Annotated in this window: 19 protein-coding genes; 12 read left to right on the top strand and 7 right to left on the bottom strand. The window is 56.2% G+C overall.

The window, feature by feature from the left end; genetic code table 11:
- Position 1: 1 nt before the first annotated feature.
- From cpaB to C7476_RS01065, 3 genes are all read right to left on the bottom strand, one after another.
- Positions 2 to 796 (bottom strand): Flp pilus assembly protein CpaB, encoded by a 795-nt coding sequence (cpaB, locus tag C7476_RS01075; protein WP_114428066.1) that lies wholly within the window; start codon positions 794 to 796, stop codon positions 2 to 4.
- A 174-nt stretch (positions 797 to 970) separates the two neighbouring features.
- Positions 971 to 1,495, bottom strand: coding sequence for an A24 family peptidase (locus tag C7476_RS01070; RefSeq protein WP_114428065.1), 525 nt, complete (start codon positions 1,493 to 1,495; stop codon positions 971 to 973).
- 39 nt (positions 1,496 to 1,534) lie between these two features.
- Positions 1,535 to 1,735: a Flp family type IVb pilin gene (locus C7476_RS01065; protein WP_114428521.1), complete on the bottom strand. Its 201-nt coding sequence runs from the start codon at positions 1,733 to 1,735 to the stop codon at positions 1,535 to 1,537.
- Between the two features lie 304 nt (positions 1,736 to 2,039).
- Between C7476_RS01065 and C7476_RS01060 the strand changes: the two genes are divergently transcribed.
- The 10 genes from C7476_RS01060 to recF all read left to right on the top strand — a co-directional run bounded on the left by C7476_RS01060 (position 2,040) and on the right by recF (position 12,095).
- Positions 2,040 to 2,483, top strand: a complete 444-nt coding sequence (locus C7476_RS01060; RefSeq protein ID WP_114428064.1) for a pilus assembly protein N-terminal domain-containing protein — start codon at positions 2,040 to 2,042, stop codon at positions 2,481 to 2,483.
- Between the two features lie 121 nt (positions 2,484 to 2,604).
- Positions 2,605 to 3,195, top strand: coding sequence for a TadE/TadG family type IV pilus assembly protein (locus C7476_RS01055; protein ID WP_114428063.1), 591 nt, complete (start codon positions 2,605 to 2,607; stop codon positions 3,193 to 3,195).
- Between the two features lie 99 nt (positions 3,196 to 3,294).
- Positions 3,295 to 3,861, top strand: coding sequence for a TadE/TadG family type IV pilus assembly protein (locus tag C7476_RS01050; protein WP_210207776.1), 567 nt, complete (start codon positions 3,295 to 3,297; stop codon positions 3,859 to 3,861).
- A 63-nt stretch (positions 3,862 to 3,924) separates the two neighbouring features.
- The gene (locus C7476_RS01045; protein WP_114428061.1) at positions 3,925 to 5,169 is read left to right on the top strand and encodes a phosphopentomutase; all 1,245 of its coding nucleotides are present in this window, start codon (positions 3,925 to 3,927) and stop codon (positions 5,167 to 5,169) included.
- Positions 5,162 to 6,052 (top strand): bifunctional DNA-formamidopyrimidine glycosylase/DNA-(apurinic or apyrimidinic site) lyase, encoded by an 891-nt coding sequence (gene mutM, locus C7476_RS01040; RefSeq protein ID WP_114428060.1) that lies wholly within the window; start codon positions 5,162 to 5,164, stop codon positions 6,050 to 6,052. The genes C7476_RS01045 and mutM overlap by 8 nt, the downstream gene beginning before the upstream one ends.
- A 16-nt stretch (positions 6,053 to 6,068) precedes the next feature.
- Entirely contained in the window at positions 6,069 to 6,842 is a 774-nt protein-coding gene (locus C7476_RS01035) for an enoyl-CoA hydratase (RefSeq protein ID WP_114428059.1), read from the top strand.
- Between the two features lie 144 nt (positions 6,843 to 6,986).
- Positions 6,987 to 7,253, top strand: coding sequence for a 30S ribosomal protein S20 (gene rpsT, locus C7476_RS01030; RefSeq protein ID WP_112526460.1), 267 nt, complete (start codon positions 6,987 to 6,989; stop codon positions 7,251 to 7,253).
- Positions 7,254 to 8,082: 829 nt separating this feature from the next.
- Positions 8,083 to 9,621 (top strand): chromosomal replication initiator protein DnaA, encoded by a 1,539-nt coding sequence (dnaA, locus tag C7476_RS01025; RefSeq protein WP_425373927.1) that lies wholly within the window; start codon positions 8,083 to 8,085, stop codon positions 9,619 to 9,621.
- A gap of 174 nt (positions 9,622 to 9,795) precedes the next feature.
- Complete coding sequence (gene dnaN / locus C7476_RS01020) at positions 9,796 to 10,914, top strand: DNA polymerase III subunit beta (protein WP_114428057.1); 1,119 nt, start codon at positions 9,796 to 9,798, stop codon at positions 10,912 to 10,914.
- A gap of 17 nt (positions 10,915 to 10,931) precedes the next feature.
- Complete coding sequence (gene recF, locus C7476_RS01015; protein ID WP_114428056.1) at positions 10,932 to 12,095, top strand: DNA replication/repair protein RecF; 1,164 nt, start codon at positions 10,932 to 10,934, stop codon at positions 12,093 to 12,095.
- 25 nt (positions 12,096 to 12,120) lie between these two features.
- Here the strand turns inward: recF and C7476_RS01010 are convergent, their stop codons facing one another.
- Both C7476_RS01010 and C7476_RS01005 read right to left on the bottom strand, forming a co-directional pair.
- A complete protein-coding gene (locus tag C7476_RS01010; RefSeq protein ID WP_181872308.1) occupies positions 12,121 to 13,182 on the bottom strand; it encodes an FUSC family protein in 1,062 nt (353 codons plus the stop codon).
- A gap of 119 nt (positions 13,183 to 13,301) precedes the next feature.
- Positions 13,302 to 14,699, bottom strand: a complete 1,398-nt coding sequence (locus C7476_RS01005; RefSeq protein ID WP_245426076.1) for a DUF1254 domain-containing protein — start codon at positions 14,697 to 14,699, stop codon at positions 13,302 to 13,304.
- A gap of 404 nt (positions 14,700 to 15,103) precedes the next feature.
- Between C7476_RS01005 and C7476_RS29050 the strand changes: the two genes are divergently transcribed.
- Positions 15,104 to 15,235 (top strand): hypothetical protein, encoded by a 132-nt coding sequence (locus C7476_RS29050; RefSeq protein ID WP_281032673.1) that lies wholly within the window; start codon positions 15,104 to 15,106, stop codon positions 15,233 to 15,235.
- Between the two features lie 22 nt (positions 15,236 to 15,257).
- On the opposite strand, the gene C7476_RS00995 is transcribed toward C7476_RS29050, so the two are convergent.
- Positions 15,258 to 16,022, bottom strand: coding sequence for an SDR family oxidoreductase (locus C7476_RS00995; RefSeq protein WP_114428052.1), 765 nt, complete (start codon positions 16,020 to 16,022; stop codon positions 15,258 to 15,260).
- 202 nt (positions 16,023 to 16,224) lie between these two features.
- On the opposite strand from C7476_RS00995, the gene C7476_RS00990 reads away from it, so the two are divergent.
- Positions 16,225 to 16,926 carry a glutathione S-transferase family protein gene (locus C7476_RS00990; RefSeq protein WP_114428051.1) on the top strand — a complete coding sequence of 234 codons (702 nt, stop codon included), beginning with the start codon at positions 16,225 to 16,227 and terminating at the stop codon, positions 16,924 to 16,926.
- Positions 16,927 to 17,092: 166 nt separating this feature from the next.
- Here the strand turns inward: C7476_RS00990 and C7476_RS00985 are convergent, their stop codons facing one another.
- A complete protein-coding gene (locus tag C7476_RS00985) occupies positions 17,093 to 17,362 on the bottom strand; it encodes an usg protein (RefSeq protein ID WP_114428520.1) in 270 nt (89 codons plus the stop codon).
- Between the last annotated feature and the right edge of the window lie 90 nt (positions 17,363 to 17,452).

Below are 17,452 nucleotides of genomic sequence, written 5' to 3'. Positions count from 1 at the left end.
ATTATTTCCGCCCCAGGATTTCGGTCACGGTCCCGGACTTGATCAACTTGACGTTGCCTGCCCTGCCGGGTGAGTTGACGAGATATTCGGCACCGGGTCCCGTCTGTTCCTGCGCGTCCTGTACGGAGCGCAGTACCAGCGACAGGCGAGCAGCCATCTGCTGGGCGACGGTCAGAATTTCGGCTTGTTCCGGCGTGAGTTCGAGCGTAGCGGTGGAACCGACCTTGGTCTTCTCACCCTTTTCGTCCTCCTGAATTGTCTGGTCGATCGCCAACACGCGAATGTTGCTCAGAATGGTTTCAGTCGCGTACTGCTTCTGCTCTCCCTCCATCTGCCGGATCATTATCACATCGACGTAGTCATCCGGCAGGATAAACCCGCCAGCGCTGGTCTCGGCTGCAATCTGCGTCGCAACGGCGCGCATGCCTGCCGGGAGCTGTGCGGACATGAAGCTCTGGCCCTTGCCGATCAATTTGGCTTCTCGGATCGGCTCTCCGGGGAAAATTTGCAGGCGGACTGTTGAACCTTTCAGTTCTTCTTCTGCATTGGGCCGTTCTGAACGCTTGATGTATCCATCGGCGACGGCCTCCTCCGGCCATTGCTGCCAACGCATCTGACCCTGCACTTCGACTCCGACGCCGAGATTTTCGGTGGCGACCAGAATGTCCTGCAACTTGATCTGAGGGCCGGCTTCGGCGACAACAGTCACATTGGGCTTCATATGCATGGCGATGTAGCCAGCCGCACCCGCAGCAGCCACCGCTACGACCAATATGACAAGACGCGCTTTTTGCATTGATGTGCCCCACTAGACTTTCGTCTTAGATACTTTGGTCGCACATTGACGTGTTAATCGTGTAATTAAGGTTAACGTTTTGCTTAAAAGTATGATTAACGGCGCTTAACGTTTACTATTTATGCTGCTGCTTGCCCGGAAGTTGCACTTCGGGATCAAATTTTCAAACCTTGTTCAACTATGAGCAAGGCGATCGATAACCCACACGCCAAGTGGTGACGACGGAAAGGTCAGAAGTCCGGCCAATCCGAGCGTTATTCCATAGGGCACGCCTTCGCCTTTTTGTGCGAGACGCCGCATGAACTCAAATCGCTCCGTATAAACCCGTGCAACAAACGAGCCGCGGTAGTGCAGGATTAACATCGTCAACAGTCCGCCGAACAGCGATAGCGTTATCAGGTACTGCACCAATTCCAGATTCCAGCCCAACCAGAGCGCCGTGGCGGCCATGAGCTTGGCGTCCCCGCCGCCCATCGTTCCGGTGGCAAACAAGACAAAAGTGGCTGCAAGCACCGTCACTGCGGCAAGAAAGTGCATTCCATAGGCGTCCCAGGTCATGCCGGTTAAAGGCGCAATGACCATGAAGGACACGATCAGAATGAGTGGAACTCTGTTCTGTATCGTCATGGACAACAGATCCGATGTGGCTGCAAACACCATGGCAAACGGAAATATGACGAGTATAGCTGCTTCAACCATGCTTAAGTTCCGTCGAAAAAGTTTGCGATTGCTGGCGGGTCATCTGTCGGCCGCTTCCGTCACATCTTCAGCGAGACTCGTATATAAGTCCTTCAACGATGTGCCGAGCGTACCCGCGCCGACGAGAATGCCTATGCTGATGATCGAGGCGATCAATGTGTATTCGATAGATGTCGCGGCAGATCTATCGCGCAGGAACCCGGCGCAGACGTCGAAGATAATCTTTACGGGTCGTCTCATCTCGCTCACGCTCATGCTTCTGGCGTCACTGAATACTCCTGGAAACTAGGTGCCGCTCATTGCATTCGGCTTAAGAAATACCGTTACGAAAATGTAAACTAGCATAAAACCTTAAACCACGTCTTCAGAATGTGAATATTACCGATCTGATTTGTTATAAATTCTAAATATACTTTAACTTCTTTGCTGAGTTTGTCGGCAAAGAGGTGGTGGAGTGGGCTATCTCGCATATACTTTAGGGATTTAAGCTTTCCTTCACCAATACCCGCCATGGTTAACCTGACAATTTTCGAAGGGCTATCCTATGGTTCACGTCAGAAACCGAAGCATCCGTTCTTATGCCCTCACAACCGTGTTGACCCTGGCTGCCGTTTTGTCGGTCGCCCCGGCAACGCAGGCCGACACCGGCATTCACATCGTGATGAACCAGGCAAGAATCCTCAAGCTTGCCCGTCCAGCCGATACGGTGGTCGTCGGAGATCCGGAAATCGCCGATGCGGTCGTCAAGGATTCGCGTACGGTCGTTCTGACAGGCAAGGGTTTTGGTATCACCAATATTGTCATCATCGATGCGGACGGCGCCGCTATCGTCGACGACCAGGTCATGGTCAGCCGCAGCGTCGCCAATACGACGCGCGTTTATCGTCGGGCCTATGTCCAGACGCTTTCGTGCACGCCTTATTGCGAAACCGCGCAGAAAACCGAGGCTGAGAAAGCGTCAGACTCGCAAATTGGCGGCGCTAACTGAACCCGCACGGAATAGGGTTGAGAAATAGTAAATCCATTGGAAGCAATTTGCCGTTGTCCCCAAACGAGATTCTAATATCTGACGTGTAAGAGTTCCTTCGGGCTAATTGCGCGGGGAAACTATGTTCGGCAAAATTCATAAACTCTTTGGCCTTCGACACACCGCCGAGGCGACTGATGTGCCGAAGGGCGCGCGCGGGTCTACCGCGGCGCGGTTCTTCGCCAACAAGCGCGGCACGGTCGCAATCGAATTCGCGCTTATAGCGTTGCCCTTCTTCCTGCTGGTCTTCGCTATTATCGAAGTAAGCCTGAGTTTTACAGCCCAGCAGGTGATGGCGAACACAACGGATGATATTGCACGCCAGTTGCGCACCGGTGAGATCAAGACCCTTAATCTGGCCCAGCTGAAGCAAAAGGTTTGCGCGGGCCTGTTGATGCCGGCGGCGAACTGTCCCGACCTGTTTGTGGATTTGCGCACCTACACCACCTTCGCCCTCGTTCCAAAAACCATCCCCCTCAAGGCAACAGGCGACGTCGATTCAACCGGATTCACGAGCGCACCGGGCGGGGCCGGTACAATCAACCAGCTGCGGGTCTTTTACCGCTGGCCGATTTTTACCGATCTTATGAAACCTCGCATCGCCAACATCGACGGAACAGGCAAGATACTGCTTTTCTCGACCGCAACGTGGAAAAACGAGCCCTATCTCTGAACCGGCACCGTCAAACGAGCATCCCTTTGCATTCTGAAAGTGTGACGCATGGAAGCCTACAACAAAAGAAAAAAGACCGCAGCCGAGTTGCTGAAACGGATGCGGAACTTTCTCCGTGATCGGCGCGGTGTCGCGGCGCTGGAATTCGCCCTGATCGCGCCTGTCATGATCGCTCTCTATATGGGCAGCGTGGAGGCAACTGCGGGACTTGATCTCAACAAAAATCTCGGCCGCGCCACCAGCATGGTCGCGGATCTGGTTACCCAGCAACAAACCATCACCAAGGCGAGTATCAAGGATATCATGGATATCGGAACGGCGACGATCCTGCCCTATGTGCGCGATACGCCGCAGATCACCATCACCGCCATCGACATATCGGCCACCAGCGTCGCGACAGTTGCGTGGTCAAGGCGAAAGGTCAATCTCACCTACACAAAACCGTACGTAACCGGAAGTGCAGTCGCTCTTGATGCAAATCTGCTAATCCCCAGTACGTCGGTGATCAGGGTCGAGATGTCGATAGCCTATGTGCCGCTCATGGCCTTCTACATGAAGAATGTGGTGACGACAGCAACCGGTACTTCGGCTGTCGGAATAACCATGCCCAAGACCTCATACGGGCGCGTTCGGCAGGGCGCTTCGGTTACCTGTTCGGACTGCTAGAGCAGACATTTGTCATTGCGCAAAGTTTCACTTATCTGTGGGGAGTAACCTACGGAGTAAGGCATGTCCCGCGCTTTCCTTTTTGTACTCGATTCCTTTGGTATCGGTGGGGCGCCGGATGCCAAGGCGTTCGGGGATGAAGGCTCAAATACATTCGGTCATATTGTCGAAGCCTGCGCGGCCGGGGCCGGCGATCGGGCCGGACTGCGTTCCGGTCCACTCCAACTGCCGAACCTGAAGGCGCTCGGTCTCTTCCACGCCGCCCATCTCGCATCAGATCTTCCGCTCCCTCCGGAGCCGCTCGTTCCGTCCGGACTATGGGGTGCAGCGGAAGAAGTATCCAAAGGCAAGGACACGCCGTCCGGCCATTGGGAGATCGCCGGCGTGCCGGTTACGTTCAACTGGGGTTATTTCCCGCAGGAAATCCCGACATTCCCCGACAGTCTCGTTGCAGATGCCATGCGCCGTGCGCACATTCCCGGCGTCCTCGGCAACAAACATGCGTCCGGCACGGATATCATCGATGAATATGGTGAGGAGCATATCCGCACCGGGAAGCCCATATTCTACACGTCGACCGATTCCGTCATCCAGATTGCCGCGCACGAGGTGCATTTCGGTTTGGACCGGCTCTACGAACTCTGCGCTGTTCTTCGCGAGCTTGTCGATCCGCTCAACATTGGCCGCGTGATCGCAAGGCCCTTTATCGGAGAAACCCGGGAAACCTTCACGCGTACCGGCAATCGCCGCGATTATTCTGTCCCGCCGCCGGAGCCGACATTGCTGGATCGGCTGACCGACGCAGGCCGTATGGTGATCGCCATCGGCAAGATCGGCGATATTTATGCGCATCGCGGCGTTGGCCAGGTGCGTAAGGCAAATGGCAATATGGCGCTCTTCGATGAAACGCTCATCGCCATGGACGACGCACAGGACGGCGATCTGGTCTTCACCAATTTCGTCGATTTCGACATGCTCTATGGCCATAGACGCGATGTGCCCGGGTACGCGGCAGCGCTGGAAGCGTTCGACCGGAGGCTGCCGGAGGCATTGGCCAAACTGCGTCCGGGCGATCTTATGATTTTCACTGCAGATCACGGCTGCGACCCGACCTACAGGGGAACGGATCATACGCGCGAACGTGTGCCTGTCCTCTGTTGCGGCCCAGACCTTCCCCACGCCTCATTCGGTATTCGCCCGACCTTTGCTGATATTGGAGAAACGGTCGCCGCCCATCTCGGTATCGCGCCGGGCTTGCATGGCAGGAGCTTCCTTAAGGGAACCGGAGACCTTTCTCCAAATGCCTGAGCTACCAGAGGTTGAGACTGTCAAACGCGGCTTGCAACCGGTCATGGAGGGTTCGACAATCCTTGCCGTCGATCAAAATCGGCCCGATCTGCGCTTTCCGTTCCCTGAACACTTTGCCAAGCGGCTGACGGGTCGTCATATCGAGGCGCTCGAACGCCGTGCCAAATATCTGATTGCTCACCTCGATAACGGTCTTGGCCTGATCAGCCATCTCGGCATGTCGGGCTCCTACCGCATTGAACACGACGACGGCAGCGATATGCCCAGTGACTTTCATCGTGACCGCTCGAAAAGCGTGGCACACGATCATGTCGTACTGCATCTGGACACGAAAGACGGCAAACGCCGCATCATCTATAACGACCCGCGACGCTTCGGTTTCATGCTGTTCTCCGAGCCTGGCAAGCTCAATGCGCATCCGCTGATCAAGGATCTCGGCACAGATCCGACGGGTAACAGTCTGGACGGTTCCCTTCTGGCGAAGTTGTTTGCAAACAAGGCCGCTCCATTGAAAGCGGCACTCCTCGATCAGAAGCTCATCGCCGGTCTCGGCAACATATATGTATGCGAAGCGCTATGGCGGGCTGAACTTTCGCCATCGCGCATGGCCGGGAGCATATCAGGCGACAACGGCACGGCCACGGACATGTCCAGACGTCTTGCCACTTCGATTCGCTCTGTCATCGGCGACGCGATCAAGGCGGGTGGATCGAGCCTCAAGGATTATCGGCAAGCCGACGGCGCTCTCGGCTACTTCCAGCACTCTTTTTCCGTCTATGACCGCGAAGGTCAGCCTTGCCCGCGCAAGGGCTGCCATGGCACGGTGACACGCATGGTTCAGAGCGGACGTTCAACGTTTTACTGTCCCGTCTGTCAGCATTGATTTGGAGGAAGTTCGGATGGCCTACGAAAATATCATCGTTGAGACACACGAAAAGGTCGGTTTGATCCGGCTCAATCGCCCAAAAGTACTTAACGCATTGAATTCGGCATTATTGGTCGAACTTGCCGAAGCGCTTGAGGCTTTTGACAAGGACAATAGCATCGGCGCCATCGTGCTCACCGGCTCGGAAAAGGCCTTTGCAGCGGGAGCTGATATCAAGGAGATGCAAACACTGGAGTTCGCCGATGCCTATCTCGGCGACTATTTCAGCGAATGGGAGCGGGTGACGCGGTTGCGCAAGCCACTGATCGCCGCTGTTTCCGGCTATGCGCTTGGCGGCGGCTGCGAGCTCGCCATGATGTGCGACTTCATTATTGCCGCCGATAGCGCTAAATTCGGCCAGCCGGAAATCACCCTGGGCGTCATGCCAGGCATGGGGGGGTCGCAGCGGCTTACCCGTTTTGTTGGCAAGTCGAAATCCATGGACATGTGCCTGACCGGGCGCATGATGGATGCCACCGAGGCGGAACGCAGCGGATTGGTCTCGCGTGTTGTGCCTGCCAGTGAATTGATCGACGAAGCCATGAAAGCCGCCGGGAAAATCGCATCTTTCTCCTTGCCCGTCGTCATGATGACCAAGGAGACCATTAACCGAGCTTATGAAACGACGCTCGCAGAGGGCTTGAGGTTCGAACGGCGCGTGTTCCATTCCATGTTCGCGCTCGATGATCAGCGCGAGGGAATGAATGCATTTGCGGAAAAGCGCGCGCCGGGTTTCAAAAACCGCTAAGAGCAAAATCGCGTCGATTCCACGTTGACGCAAAAGCAAACGTCATCTATAAGCCCGACAACGTTCGGTGGCCTCTTGGCCGCCCTATTATTTTGTGACGGCCGCTTTAACGCTGCCGATTAGCTGACAGAAAAGAGAGGCAACATGGCCAACACTCCTTCGGCCAAAAAAGCGGCGCGCAAGATCGAAGCCCGCACCGAAGTCAACAAGTCCCGCCGCTCCCGCGTGCGCACCTTCCTTCGCAAGTTCGAAGATGCGGTGGCAAGCGGTGATCAGGCAGCCGCTTCCATCGCCTTCAAGGCGGTTGAACCGGAAGTGATGCGCGCTGCATCGAAGGGTGTCTTCCACAAGAATACCGCTTCACGCAAAGTATCCCGTCTGTCGGCTCGCCTGAAGAGCATGTCGGCCTGATCATACCCCTCATTTTTATATATGAAGACCCGGCTGCTCGTTAGCCGGGTTTTTTGTTTTGGGCGATTCTGTGGGAATAAATTCGTTTCCCGAGGAAAAGATCGTGGCTTATCAAAACCATGACATATGTTGGTCACAAACTTGCTAGGACAAAAAGCGTCAACCATCAATTTGCCTTTGTTTTCAATGACTTATGGAAGGTAGTAGTTATAGCGTGAAGCAGGCGGGGAGAATCTCCCGCCACAGCCTCTGTCAAGCGATAATTTAATATTTTTTTTTGCCAACACGAGTCCGCACTGCAACAAAATGTAGAGCCCAAAAAAGGCTTTGAATCCGAACGATTTTTCCTCTTTGTCTCAAAGACTGTTAAAAAAAATGCAAAATCGTTAACCTTTAATTCATCAAAAAACCCTTGGGGCACACTTGCCCTTCCTGCAAAGGTTTTTGTAAGGTCCAGACATCGAAGGGGTGGGCAAAAACCCATTTAACAGGCTTAGTAAATATAGGGTCGGGCGCAGATATTATCGTTTGCGTGACGGGTAGATTTTGTCAGTACTCAAGTCTTGCGATTTGAGTTGTTTCAAAAAATGAGCGAGTCGACGACGCTGGCGAGAGCCGGGCGTAAGTCTTACTGCGCCTAAACTGAGAGGGATGCGAACGTGGTAGTTATAAATATTCTGGACGAGATTTATTCAGTCCGGCACTGCGTTATCGCCAACACCTCTACCCTTTAGCTTCTAGACTGTTCGGGCTGACCACTGGGGCGGTTGGCCGGAATTCATTTTGCAAAATACGGGCGTGACCCGAACGACAATATCAGGATGAGGCGATGACAATGACCAGCGGAATAATGGAGAACGGCTCAAAGGCAGCCATGGTCCCGCTCCATATGGAAGGGGATAATATGGATACGGCCGGCAGCCAGGGGGAGCTGATTTTTGAGCGCGTGAAGCTCAAGCTGAAAGCGAAACTCGGAAGCGAGGTTTATTCAAGCTGGTTCGGCCGCCTGAAACTGGATGAAACGTCAAAGAGCATCGTTCGCCTGTCGGTTCCGACTGCCTTTCTGCGTTCCTGGATCAACAATCATTACTGCGACATGATCACTGCCCTCTGGCGTGAAGAGGATGAGCAGACGCTCAAGGTCGAGATCGTTTTCCGCAGCGCCAGCCGCGCTACCCGCCCGGCTTGCGATACGGAAACCACGATGCGCACTGACAGCCGTGCCCTCACCCGCGAAAAGCCCGTTTTTCCGGTCGGCAACACCACGCAGGACAAGAAAGCACCAACGCATTTTGTCGACCGCGCCCAGAATTCCGTCTTCGGTTCGCCGCTCGACCCGCGCTATACATTCGACACCTTTGTCGATGGCACGCCCAACCGCGTTGCGCTTGCTGCTGCGCGCACGATTGCTGACGCAGGCGCCAGTGCCGTCCGCTTCAATCCGCTGTTCATTCACGCCTCTGTCGGTCTCGGCAAGACGCATCTCTTGCAAGCAATTGCCGCTGAAGCGTTGAAGCGTCCGGAGCGTGCCCGTGTCGTCTATCTCACCGCCGAATATTTCATGTGGCGCTTTGCAACCGCCATCCGCGACAACAACGCACTGTCGTTCAAGGAACAGCTCCGCGATATCGATCTGCTGATCATCGACGACATGCAGTTTCTGCAAGGCAAGTCGATCCAGCACGAGTTCTGCCATCTGATCAATACGCTGCTCGACAGCGCCAAGCAGGTCGTGGTCGCCGCCGACCGTCCGCCGTCCGAGCTTGAATCGCTGGATCCGCGCGTTCGTTCGCGTCTTCAGGGCGGTGTCGCGCTTGAAATGATCTCGCCGGACTATGCGATGCGTCTCGAAATCCTGAAGCGCCGCCTTGTCGCAGCCCAAATGGAAGACCATTCACTCGACATCTCGCCGGAAATTCTTGACCATGTTGCCCAGTCCGTCACCGGCAGCGGCCGCGAACTCGAAGGTGCGTTCAATCAGCTCCTTTTCCGTCAGACATTCGAGCCTAACCTCTCGGTTGATCGCGTTGATGAACTCCTGAGCCATCTGATGCGCGGCGGCGAGGCGAAACGCATCCGCATAGAGGAGATCCAGCGCATCGTTGCCCGGCACTACAACGTGTCAAAGCAGGACCTTTTATCGAACCGGCGCACGCGCACGATCGTCAAACCCCGTCAAATCGCTATGTATCTCGCCAAGACACTGACACCCCGCTCGCTGCCGGAAATTGGCCGCCGCTTCGGTGGCCGCGATCACACCACCGTTCTCCATGCGGTCCGCAAGATCGAGGATATCGTCGGCAAGGACCAGAAATTGTCGCAAGAGCTGGAGTTGCTCAAGCGTTTGATCAACGACCAGGCGCAATAGTTTATCAACAGAAAGGCTGCGGTATGGCACACTGTTGCCAGCCGCAGACTTGCTTTTTGCCGTAAATATCTGCCAATTTGCCTGACCTTGGGAAAATTGCGTTTCCCTCCCCAGAAAAGTGCGGCAAACCCGCGGTGCTTTGGCTGGAATTGAAGTCAGCGAGACCGGTTTATCATGCGTGTAACTCTTGAACGTTCCAATCTTCTGAAGTCGCTCAACCATGTGCATCGTGTAGTCGAACGGCGTAACACCATTCCGATCCTGTCGAATGTTCTGTTGAACGCCGACGGCGCCAGCCTCGCCCTCAAGGCCACCGACCTTGATCTCGAAGTGACGGAAGCGACGGCGGCGCAGGTGGACCAGGCTGGCGCGACAACAGTTCCAGCGCATCTTCTCTACGATATCGTTCGCAAGCTGCCTGATGGCGCGGAAGTCTTGCTTGCAACCAATACCGACGGCAATTCCATGGCGGTTACCTCGGGCCGGTCGAGTTTCCGCCTGCAGTGTCTGCCGCAATCGGACTTTCCCGAGCTCACAGCCGGCTCCTTCACCCACACATTCCGCATGCCGGCAACCGCGCTGAAAGGCTTGATCGACCGGACGCAATTCGCCATTTCCACCGAAGAGACGCGCTATTACCTTAACGGTATCTATTTGCATGCGATCGAGAGCGAGGGCGCGCTGAAGTTGCGGGCCGTTGCCACCGACGGCCACCGTCTTGCCCGTGCCGAGCTTGAAGCCCCGTCAGGTGCTGAAGGCATGCCCGGCATCATCATTCCACGCAAGACCGTCGCTGAACTGCAAAAACTTGTCGATGATCCGGATATCGTCGTGACCGTCGAACTCTCGGAGACCAAAATCCGCTTCACGATTGGCTCGGTCGTCCTCACCTCCAAGTTGATCGACGGCACCTTCCCTGATTACCAGCGCGTCATTCCCTCCGGAAATGACAAGAAACTGTCAATCGACCGCCAAAGCTTTGCGTCCGCCGTCGATCGCGTCTCGACGATTTCGAGCGAGCGCGGTCGCGCAGTCAAATTGACCATCGCCGACGGCCAACTCACACTCACCGTCAACAATCCTGATTCCGGCAGTGCCACGGACGAGCTTGCCGCGGACTACGACTCAGATCCGATCGAGATCGGCTTCAATGCAAAGTATCTGCTCGATATTACGGCCCAGCTGACGGGATCAGAGGCGATTTTCATGCTGGCCGATGCAGGTTCGCCGACGCTGGTGCGTGATACGGGCGATGAAAATGCGCTTTATGTGCTCATGCCAATGCGGGTATAGCACCGCTAAGCATACCTATGACCGATGATCCGAATACGGACGCGGGCAAACCGGCCCGCGTTTCGATCAGCCGGTTGAAGCTTGCCAACTTCCGTAATTATGAAAACCTGTCGCTGCGGCTGGCGCCGTCGCATGTGGTGCTGACCGGCGAGAACGGTGCCGGCAAGACCAATCTGCTCGAAGCGATCTCGTTCCTGTCGCCGGGCCGGGGTCTGCGCCGCGCAACCTATACCGACGTTACCCGCAACAATGCGGCCGACGGCTTTGCCATTCACGCCGCCATCGAAACAGCCGAGGGTACCGTCGAAGTCGGCACGGGGCTTGCCGGCAATGCGTCCGGGGACAACGCGCGGCGCGTCCGCATCAATGGCGTGACGGCGGCGGGCGCCGACGAACTCCTGGAATACTCCCGCATACTCTGGCTGGTTCCAGCCATGGACGGGCTGTTCACAGGCCCGGCCGCTGATCGCCGCCGCTTCCTTGACCGTATGGTCCTCGCCATCGACCCGGCGCACGGCAGGCGCGTCCTCGATTACGAGAAAGCAATGCGCAGCCGTAACCGCCTGCTTACGGAAGAGCGTGGCAGCGATGCCTGGCTCGATGCGATCGAGACGCCGATGGCCGAGCTTGGCATCGCTATTGCGGCAGCGCGAGCCGAGCTCATGCGCCTGATCAATGGCATGATCGAACGCTTGCCCGACAACACGCCCTTCCCCAAAGCGGATTGCCTGCTCGAAGGCGAACTCGAACAGCGTATCGGTATCGAAGCGGCAACCGATGTGGAAGAAACGTTTCGGCGTGCGCTGCATGACGGGCGTAGCCGTGATCGTGCCGCCGGGCGCACGCTCGATGGCCCGCATCGCTCCGACCTGCTCGTCCGTCATCGGCCAAAGGCGATGCCGGCCGAACTCTGTTCGACCGGCGAGCAGAAGGCATTGCTCATCGGCCTCATTCTCTCCCATGCGCGGTTGACGGGCGAACTTGCCGGCATGGCACCGATCCTTCTTCTGGACGAGATCGCCGCGCATCTGGATGAGGGCCGAAGGTCAGCGTTATTTGACATCATAGAAGAACTTGGCGGCCAGGCCTTCATGACCGGTACGGACAAGGCTCTGTTCAGAAGCCTGGAAGGACGCGCGCAGTTCTTTGATGTTTCGCACGGCGCGGTAGTACCGGGCTGAGAATATCAAAAGACGGTCAATACGATCATTCCGTTGGTTCATGAGTTGGCGGTGGTTGCACTTTCCGGGAGTCGTGACCGAGCACAAAGTGCGACAGGATCAATACCGGCTCAAGAATGACAATGCCGATCAGGATGCCCGCCAAGCGGTCAATACCTGGATCGACGACGGCATTGGAATAGCTGTCCGGCACCAGCACCACGAGAAAGGCTAGAACGAACTGTGTGCCGATGTAGCTGGTTGCCGCGTTGCCGTTTTCGATATGCCGCCCCACCAGCACGCCGAGGCATAAGGCCAGCGTCATGAGAACCGGAGAGTGATGACTTCCAAAAAGAATTGCGATGGCCAACAGGCCGCCGGCACTGCAGCCGACGAAGCGCAACAACAGCTTGGAGGTCACTGGATTGAGCGGGTCTGCGCCAAGGCTCGCCACCGGAATCATCATTACCGCCATGATTGTCACACTTGATTGCGCTAGCGAAGTGATGCCCAGCCACACCCATATCCATGGAATGAACGCAAGGGCGATCGCTGCCTCGACCGAATGCCTGACTGCGCCCGAATGCCAGAGGGACGAATGCCGTAGTGCAGTCTGAATGGCAGTCTCCCCGCCTTGCAGATTCAACCTGCGCCGAACGAGAAATGTCGAGGCGGCACTCACCAGAATGCAAGCGACGGTGCCCGCCACGATCTCGAGAAGGCGCGACTGTGCAAAGGGCAGCACGCTCTCCGTTGGATGTTTCATACCTTCGATGACGATCATGCAGAATGTGAGCCCGGTGAACAACCAGGCATAACTGCGCCTGCCAACCAGTGCGAAATAGAGGGTGACGCCGCCGAATACGGCGAGCGCGACGCTCATGACCGCCGGTGACTTGACGGCCATCGGTGCGACCAGCAGCGCCATACCGGCGCCAGCTGCAGTCCCGACCAAACGCAGACTCCCGCGCATCAGGCTCTGCGAGACATGCGAGCGCATGACCATGTAGCCGCTGAATGCTGCCCAGCCGACATTCTGGGCCCCAAGTGCATGGGCAAAGACGATCGCGAGCAAGACGGATACCACGCACTCGAACTCGTCGATCATGCGCGGTCCAGGATGATGTATCGAGCGCAACTCGCCAATGAGCGCCGGCCACAGACCGGGGATATCACGAAAAAGGCGCTGGACGTAAATCATGCCAGACTATTAGCAGAACCTTTGCGCTATTGCGCAATGACCTGTTGAAGCACTGGAACCATCACCACCGGGGGCGGATTCCATTTCCCTGTCAGCGCGTCCATTTCCGGCCCATAGAGCCGCATGGTCAGGTTGAACGGTCCCGCCGGTGCAGGCAGCCAGTTGGCCTCCTTATCCTTGCCAGGGCTCTTTTCCTGGAAGTGGATATCAAGCGAACCATCGGCATTGTACTCAAACGGCATCCAACTGCTCACGGCGAACCGATTGATGCTGTTGGCAACCTGGAAACCCTGAGGATCATAGAGCGTAATGGACCAGAACGCCTTGACTGGCGGCAGCGACGCCTTATCGAAATGAATTGTGTAACTGTTCACTCCATTCAGCGGGTTGCCCTTTTCGTCGCCGAGATTGAGCGGGTAGATGGCGTCTTCAGGAAGATTGGCGCCGAGCCCCACCTGCGCGACAATGGCACGCTTCAGATAGTAATTGCCGTAGACACCCATCGTGTCGGTATTCATCGACCAATTGTTCGCGACCCGGGCCAGGGTCGCCATCTTCCATTCCATCAGTTTGCTCGCCTCCGCCGGCACACCTTCGAGCGCCTTGGCGACGGCAGGATCGAGCTTGGCAATGTCGAAGCTCTGACCAGGCTCTATGCCGATCCGCCTCATCTGGGCGAGGATGGGCTGATCGGTCAGGTGGGGCGGATTGATTTTCAGAATCTCTGCGGCTCGTGCGAAAAATTCACCGGCCGACATTCCGTCCACGGTGGCCTTCGGCGATGTCTTCATGTCAACTGCCGGGTCGATCGTGACTTTGACCGGCTCCGGCGTTTTGCCCCATTGCGACAGCGGCGTTACCTTGTAGCCGGCCTGTATCTTGTTGACCGCATCATAGTCCGGTGGGCCGTCGGTCTTGGTGCGCCCGATTATCCAGACAATGGGTGTCGGCGCGTCTATACGCTGCGTTCCCTCGGGTAATTTTCCGCCCTCCCACTTTGGCGGAACGATGGCAAAATCGGCTTTGGCGGTGCCTGTCGTCCGCCAGCCGGGTGAGGCAAAGACGTCCGACCACATGTCGAGCATTGGCAGAAGATAAAACCGCCCGTTCGTGTCCGGAACCGAAACAATCATCGGCTCCTTGGTCATGTCGAGCCAGGCGACTGAGTAAAGCGTATCGAAATTGACGCGAACGACATCGCGCATGTCAGCCGTCGGGAATTCCGGCACGTTGGTGAATTCATTGGGCGGTCCGCGGCCCATCACTTTGCCAGCCTCGATATTGGTGGCCTGTTTGCGGGTGACGTCCATCGTCACCAACGGATAAAAATACACATAGGCGTCCAAGCCTATGGAGTGCGCTTCCTGCTCGGTGATGGCATCGGCGGCGCTATGCGGCACAGCCGACGCACTGAACAAAATCATACAGGTGATAAGTGTGAACAGTTTTGCCTTCATGATTGTACCCCCGTTTTAAAAAGGCCATTTTTTGCTTGATCGGCTGGCGAGTGCGAGCAACTTGGATTTCAATTGTTCATGGCTGCAGGCAAAGGCGATCAGCTAGGCACCGGGTCAGTTTTCAATATGTGGGCGGCGCGCGCTGAAGTCAGCGGACATTTGGTCCGGCAAGCATTGTCCGGCAGCGTACAGCGAAACAAGTACGTTACTGTAACACTGCCGCTGAAGTTGGGCTGCCTGACCTTGGAACAACGAGCGGCTTCGCAGAAATTTGCTCCATTTTGGTGAGACTTATCAAAAGGTTTCTCGCCTCTACGCTCGGCGCATCACAAATGGGCGAATCTGACACTAGTATAGTGGAGCGCGCTGCTATGTGGAATCAGGTTTACAATCCCTTCGACAATGCTGTTCTTTCTACGCTGGCAGCGGCGATACCAGTTGTGGTCTTGTTGGGGATGATCGCGTCCAACAAAGTCAAGGTGCATATAGCGGCATCGCGTTGAAGGGGCCACAGCCCGCTTCCGATCAGGTCCGGGTAATTGAAACGCCCCCATCCACTAAGGACGCCGTTCCCGTTACAAATGATGCGTCGTCCGATGCGAGATACAGTACCGAGCGTGCCAGTTCTTCCACCTTGGCAACCCGCTTCAAGGCATGCAAATTGGTGATGAACCCCTGCTTTTCCGAAGTATCGTTCATTTCACGATACATATCCGTATCGACTGCACCCGGCAGAATGGCATTAACCCGTATCCCCTGTGGACCGAATTCAGCAGCAAGCGCCTGCGTCAGCCCTATTAGCCCGGCTTTGCTCGCCGCATAGGCGGCAACTCCCGGAAAGGAAAAACTGTAGCCGACAAAGGTCGAGGTGAAGATAACCGAACCGCTCCCATGTTTGACCATTTCGCCGATCTGATGTTTCGCGCCGAGGAACGAGCCGGTGAGGTTGATCGCGATGGCATCGTTCCAACCAGCTTCGGATACACCTGTGCTTGGTCCGGCTTCACCCAGTGTGCCGGCGTTGTTGAAGGCAATATCAAGCTTGCCATACCGCTCGACGGCCAGCGCAACCAGTGCCTTTGCGTATTCTTCGGAGCGCACGTCCCCGGCCAGAGCGACGGCTTTCCCGCCATCGGCTTCGATTTCTGCGACCAGCGCATCGAGTTCTTCCCTGCGGCGCGCACCCACAACCAGGATGGCGCCTTCTTGCGCAAAAAGCTTCGCCGTGGCGCGGCCAATGCCAGCGCTGGCGCCGGTAACGATTGCAACTTTTCCAGATAGGCGTTCCATGTTCATTCTCCAATTGGTCGGGAGCGGTATTCCGTTGTTGCCATAGTATGGTGTTGCACGTCTGTTCGGATAAGTCAGTGAATACCCGAACTCGTATTCGAAAAAGCGAACAATCCCGATAAAGTGCTGACGTGCAAGCTGATCCGTTCCCGTGTTACGGTCACTCGAAGAATCACCCCCCAAGCCAAACTCCGGAGTTTCTATGCCTGATCTATCCGCGTTTCCCATCGCCAAACGCTGGCCGGCAAAGCATCCAGACCGCCTGCAGCTCTATTCCTTCCCGACGCCAAACGGTGTGAAGGTTTCGATTGCGCTTGAGGAAATTGGTCTTCCGTACGAAGCGCATGCAGTGGACATCGGCAAAAATGAGAGCTGGACGCCCGAATTTCTGTCGTTGAACCCGAATGGGAAGATCCCAGCGATTGTCGATCCGAATGGGCCAGGCGGCAGGCCGCTGGGACTGTTCGAGTCCGGCGCCATTCTGCTTTATCTCGCCGAGAAGACCGGCAAGCTCATGTCTGCGGATCCCGCTCTACGGTATGAGACCATTCAGTGGGTGTTCTTCCAGATGGCCGCGATCGGACCGATGTTCGGTCAGGTCGGCTTTTTCCATAAATTCGCCGGCCGCGACTATGAGGACAAGCGCCCGCTGGAGCGTTACCGGGACGAGTCGAAGCGGCTGCTCGGCGTCCTCGAAACGCGTCTCGATGGACGTGACTGGATCATGGGTGACTACAGTATCGCAGACATTTCGATGCTCGGCTGGGTCCGCAATCTCGTCGGCTTCTATGGCGCACGCGATATCGTAGAATTCGACAGCCTGAAGCGCGTGCCCGCATGGCTGGAGCGCGGTCTCGCGCGGCCGGCGGTACAGCGCGGCCTCGATATCCCCAAGCGGCCATAAAGAGCACGGCCGATCAAAGGTCTCGGAGCCCAACCGAAAATTCGTCATGGGGTGGCGAAAATGGTGGATTTCGAGCACCGAAGCGCAGCGTACGTTTGGTACGTGCGCATCGGAGCGCAGAAAAACGCCATTTGCAGCCCTCCAAGGCGGATTTTCGTTCGGGCTCTCAGTGGATGGAGATAATCCCGTCCACAGCCCGCCATTCGCGCGGCTCGATCAGGCGTTGGTGAACGATGCGAATTGAATGGAGTGGCCCCTCCAGGTCCTTTTGCCAAAAATCAAGAAAGCCTTTCAATTCCGGGAAGTTCGGCGCAAGATCGTATTCTTGCCATATGTAGAGCTGAAGAAATTTGGGGTGGTCAGGAAGACGATAATGTATTTCGGCCGTGGTCAGGCCATAGCCCTTCAACTGAAGTTCGAATGCTCTGCCGCTCATGATACCATCCTTATGGAACAACACATGCATTGCAATGAATCTTGCCAGATTCTGTAGTGCTTTCAAGGGGAAAAAGCCCCACGAACCAGG

Source organism: Phyllobacterium bourgognense, from assembly GCF_003337575.1.
Lineage (GTDB): Bacteria > Pseudomonadota > Alphaproteobacteria > Rhizobiales > Rhizobiaceae > Phyllobacterium > Phyllobacterium bourgognense.
The sequence above is the reverse complement of the archived record's forward strand: the minus strand, read 5'-3'. Positions and strand labels throughout refer to the sequence as shown.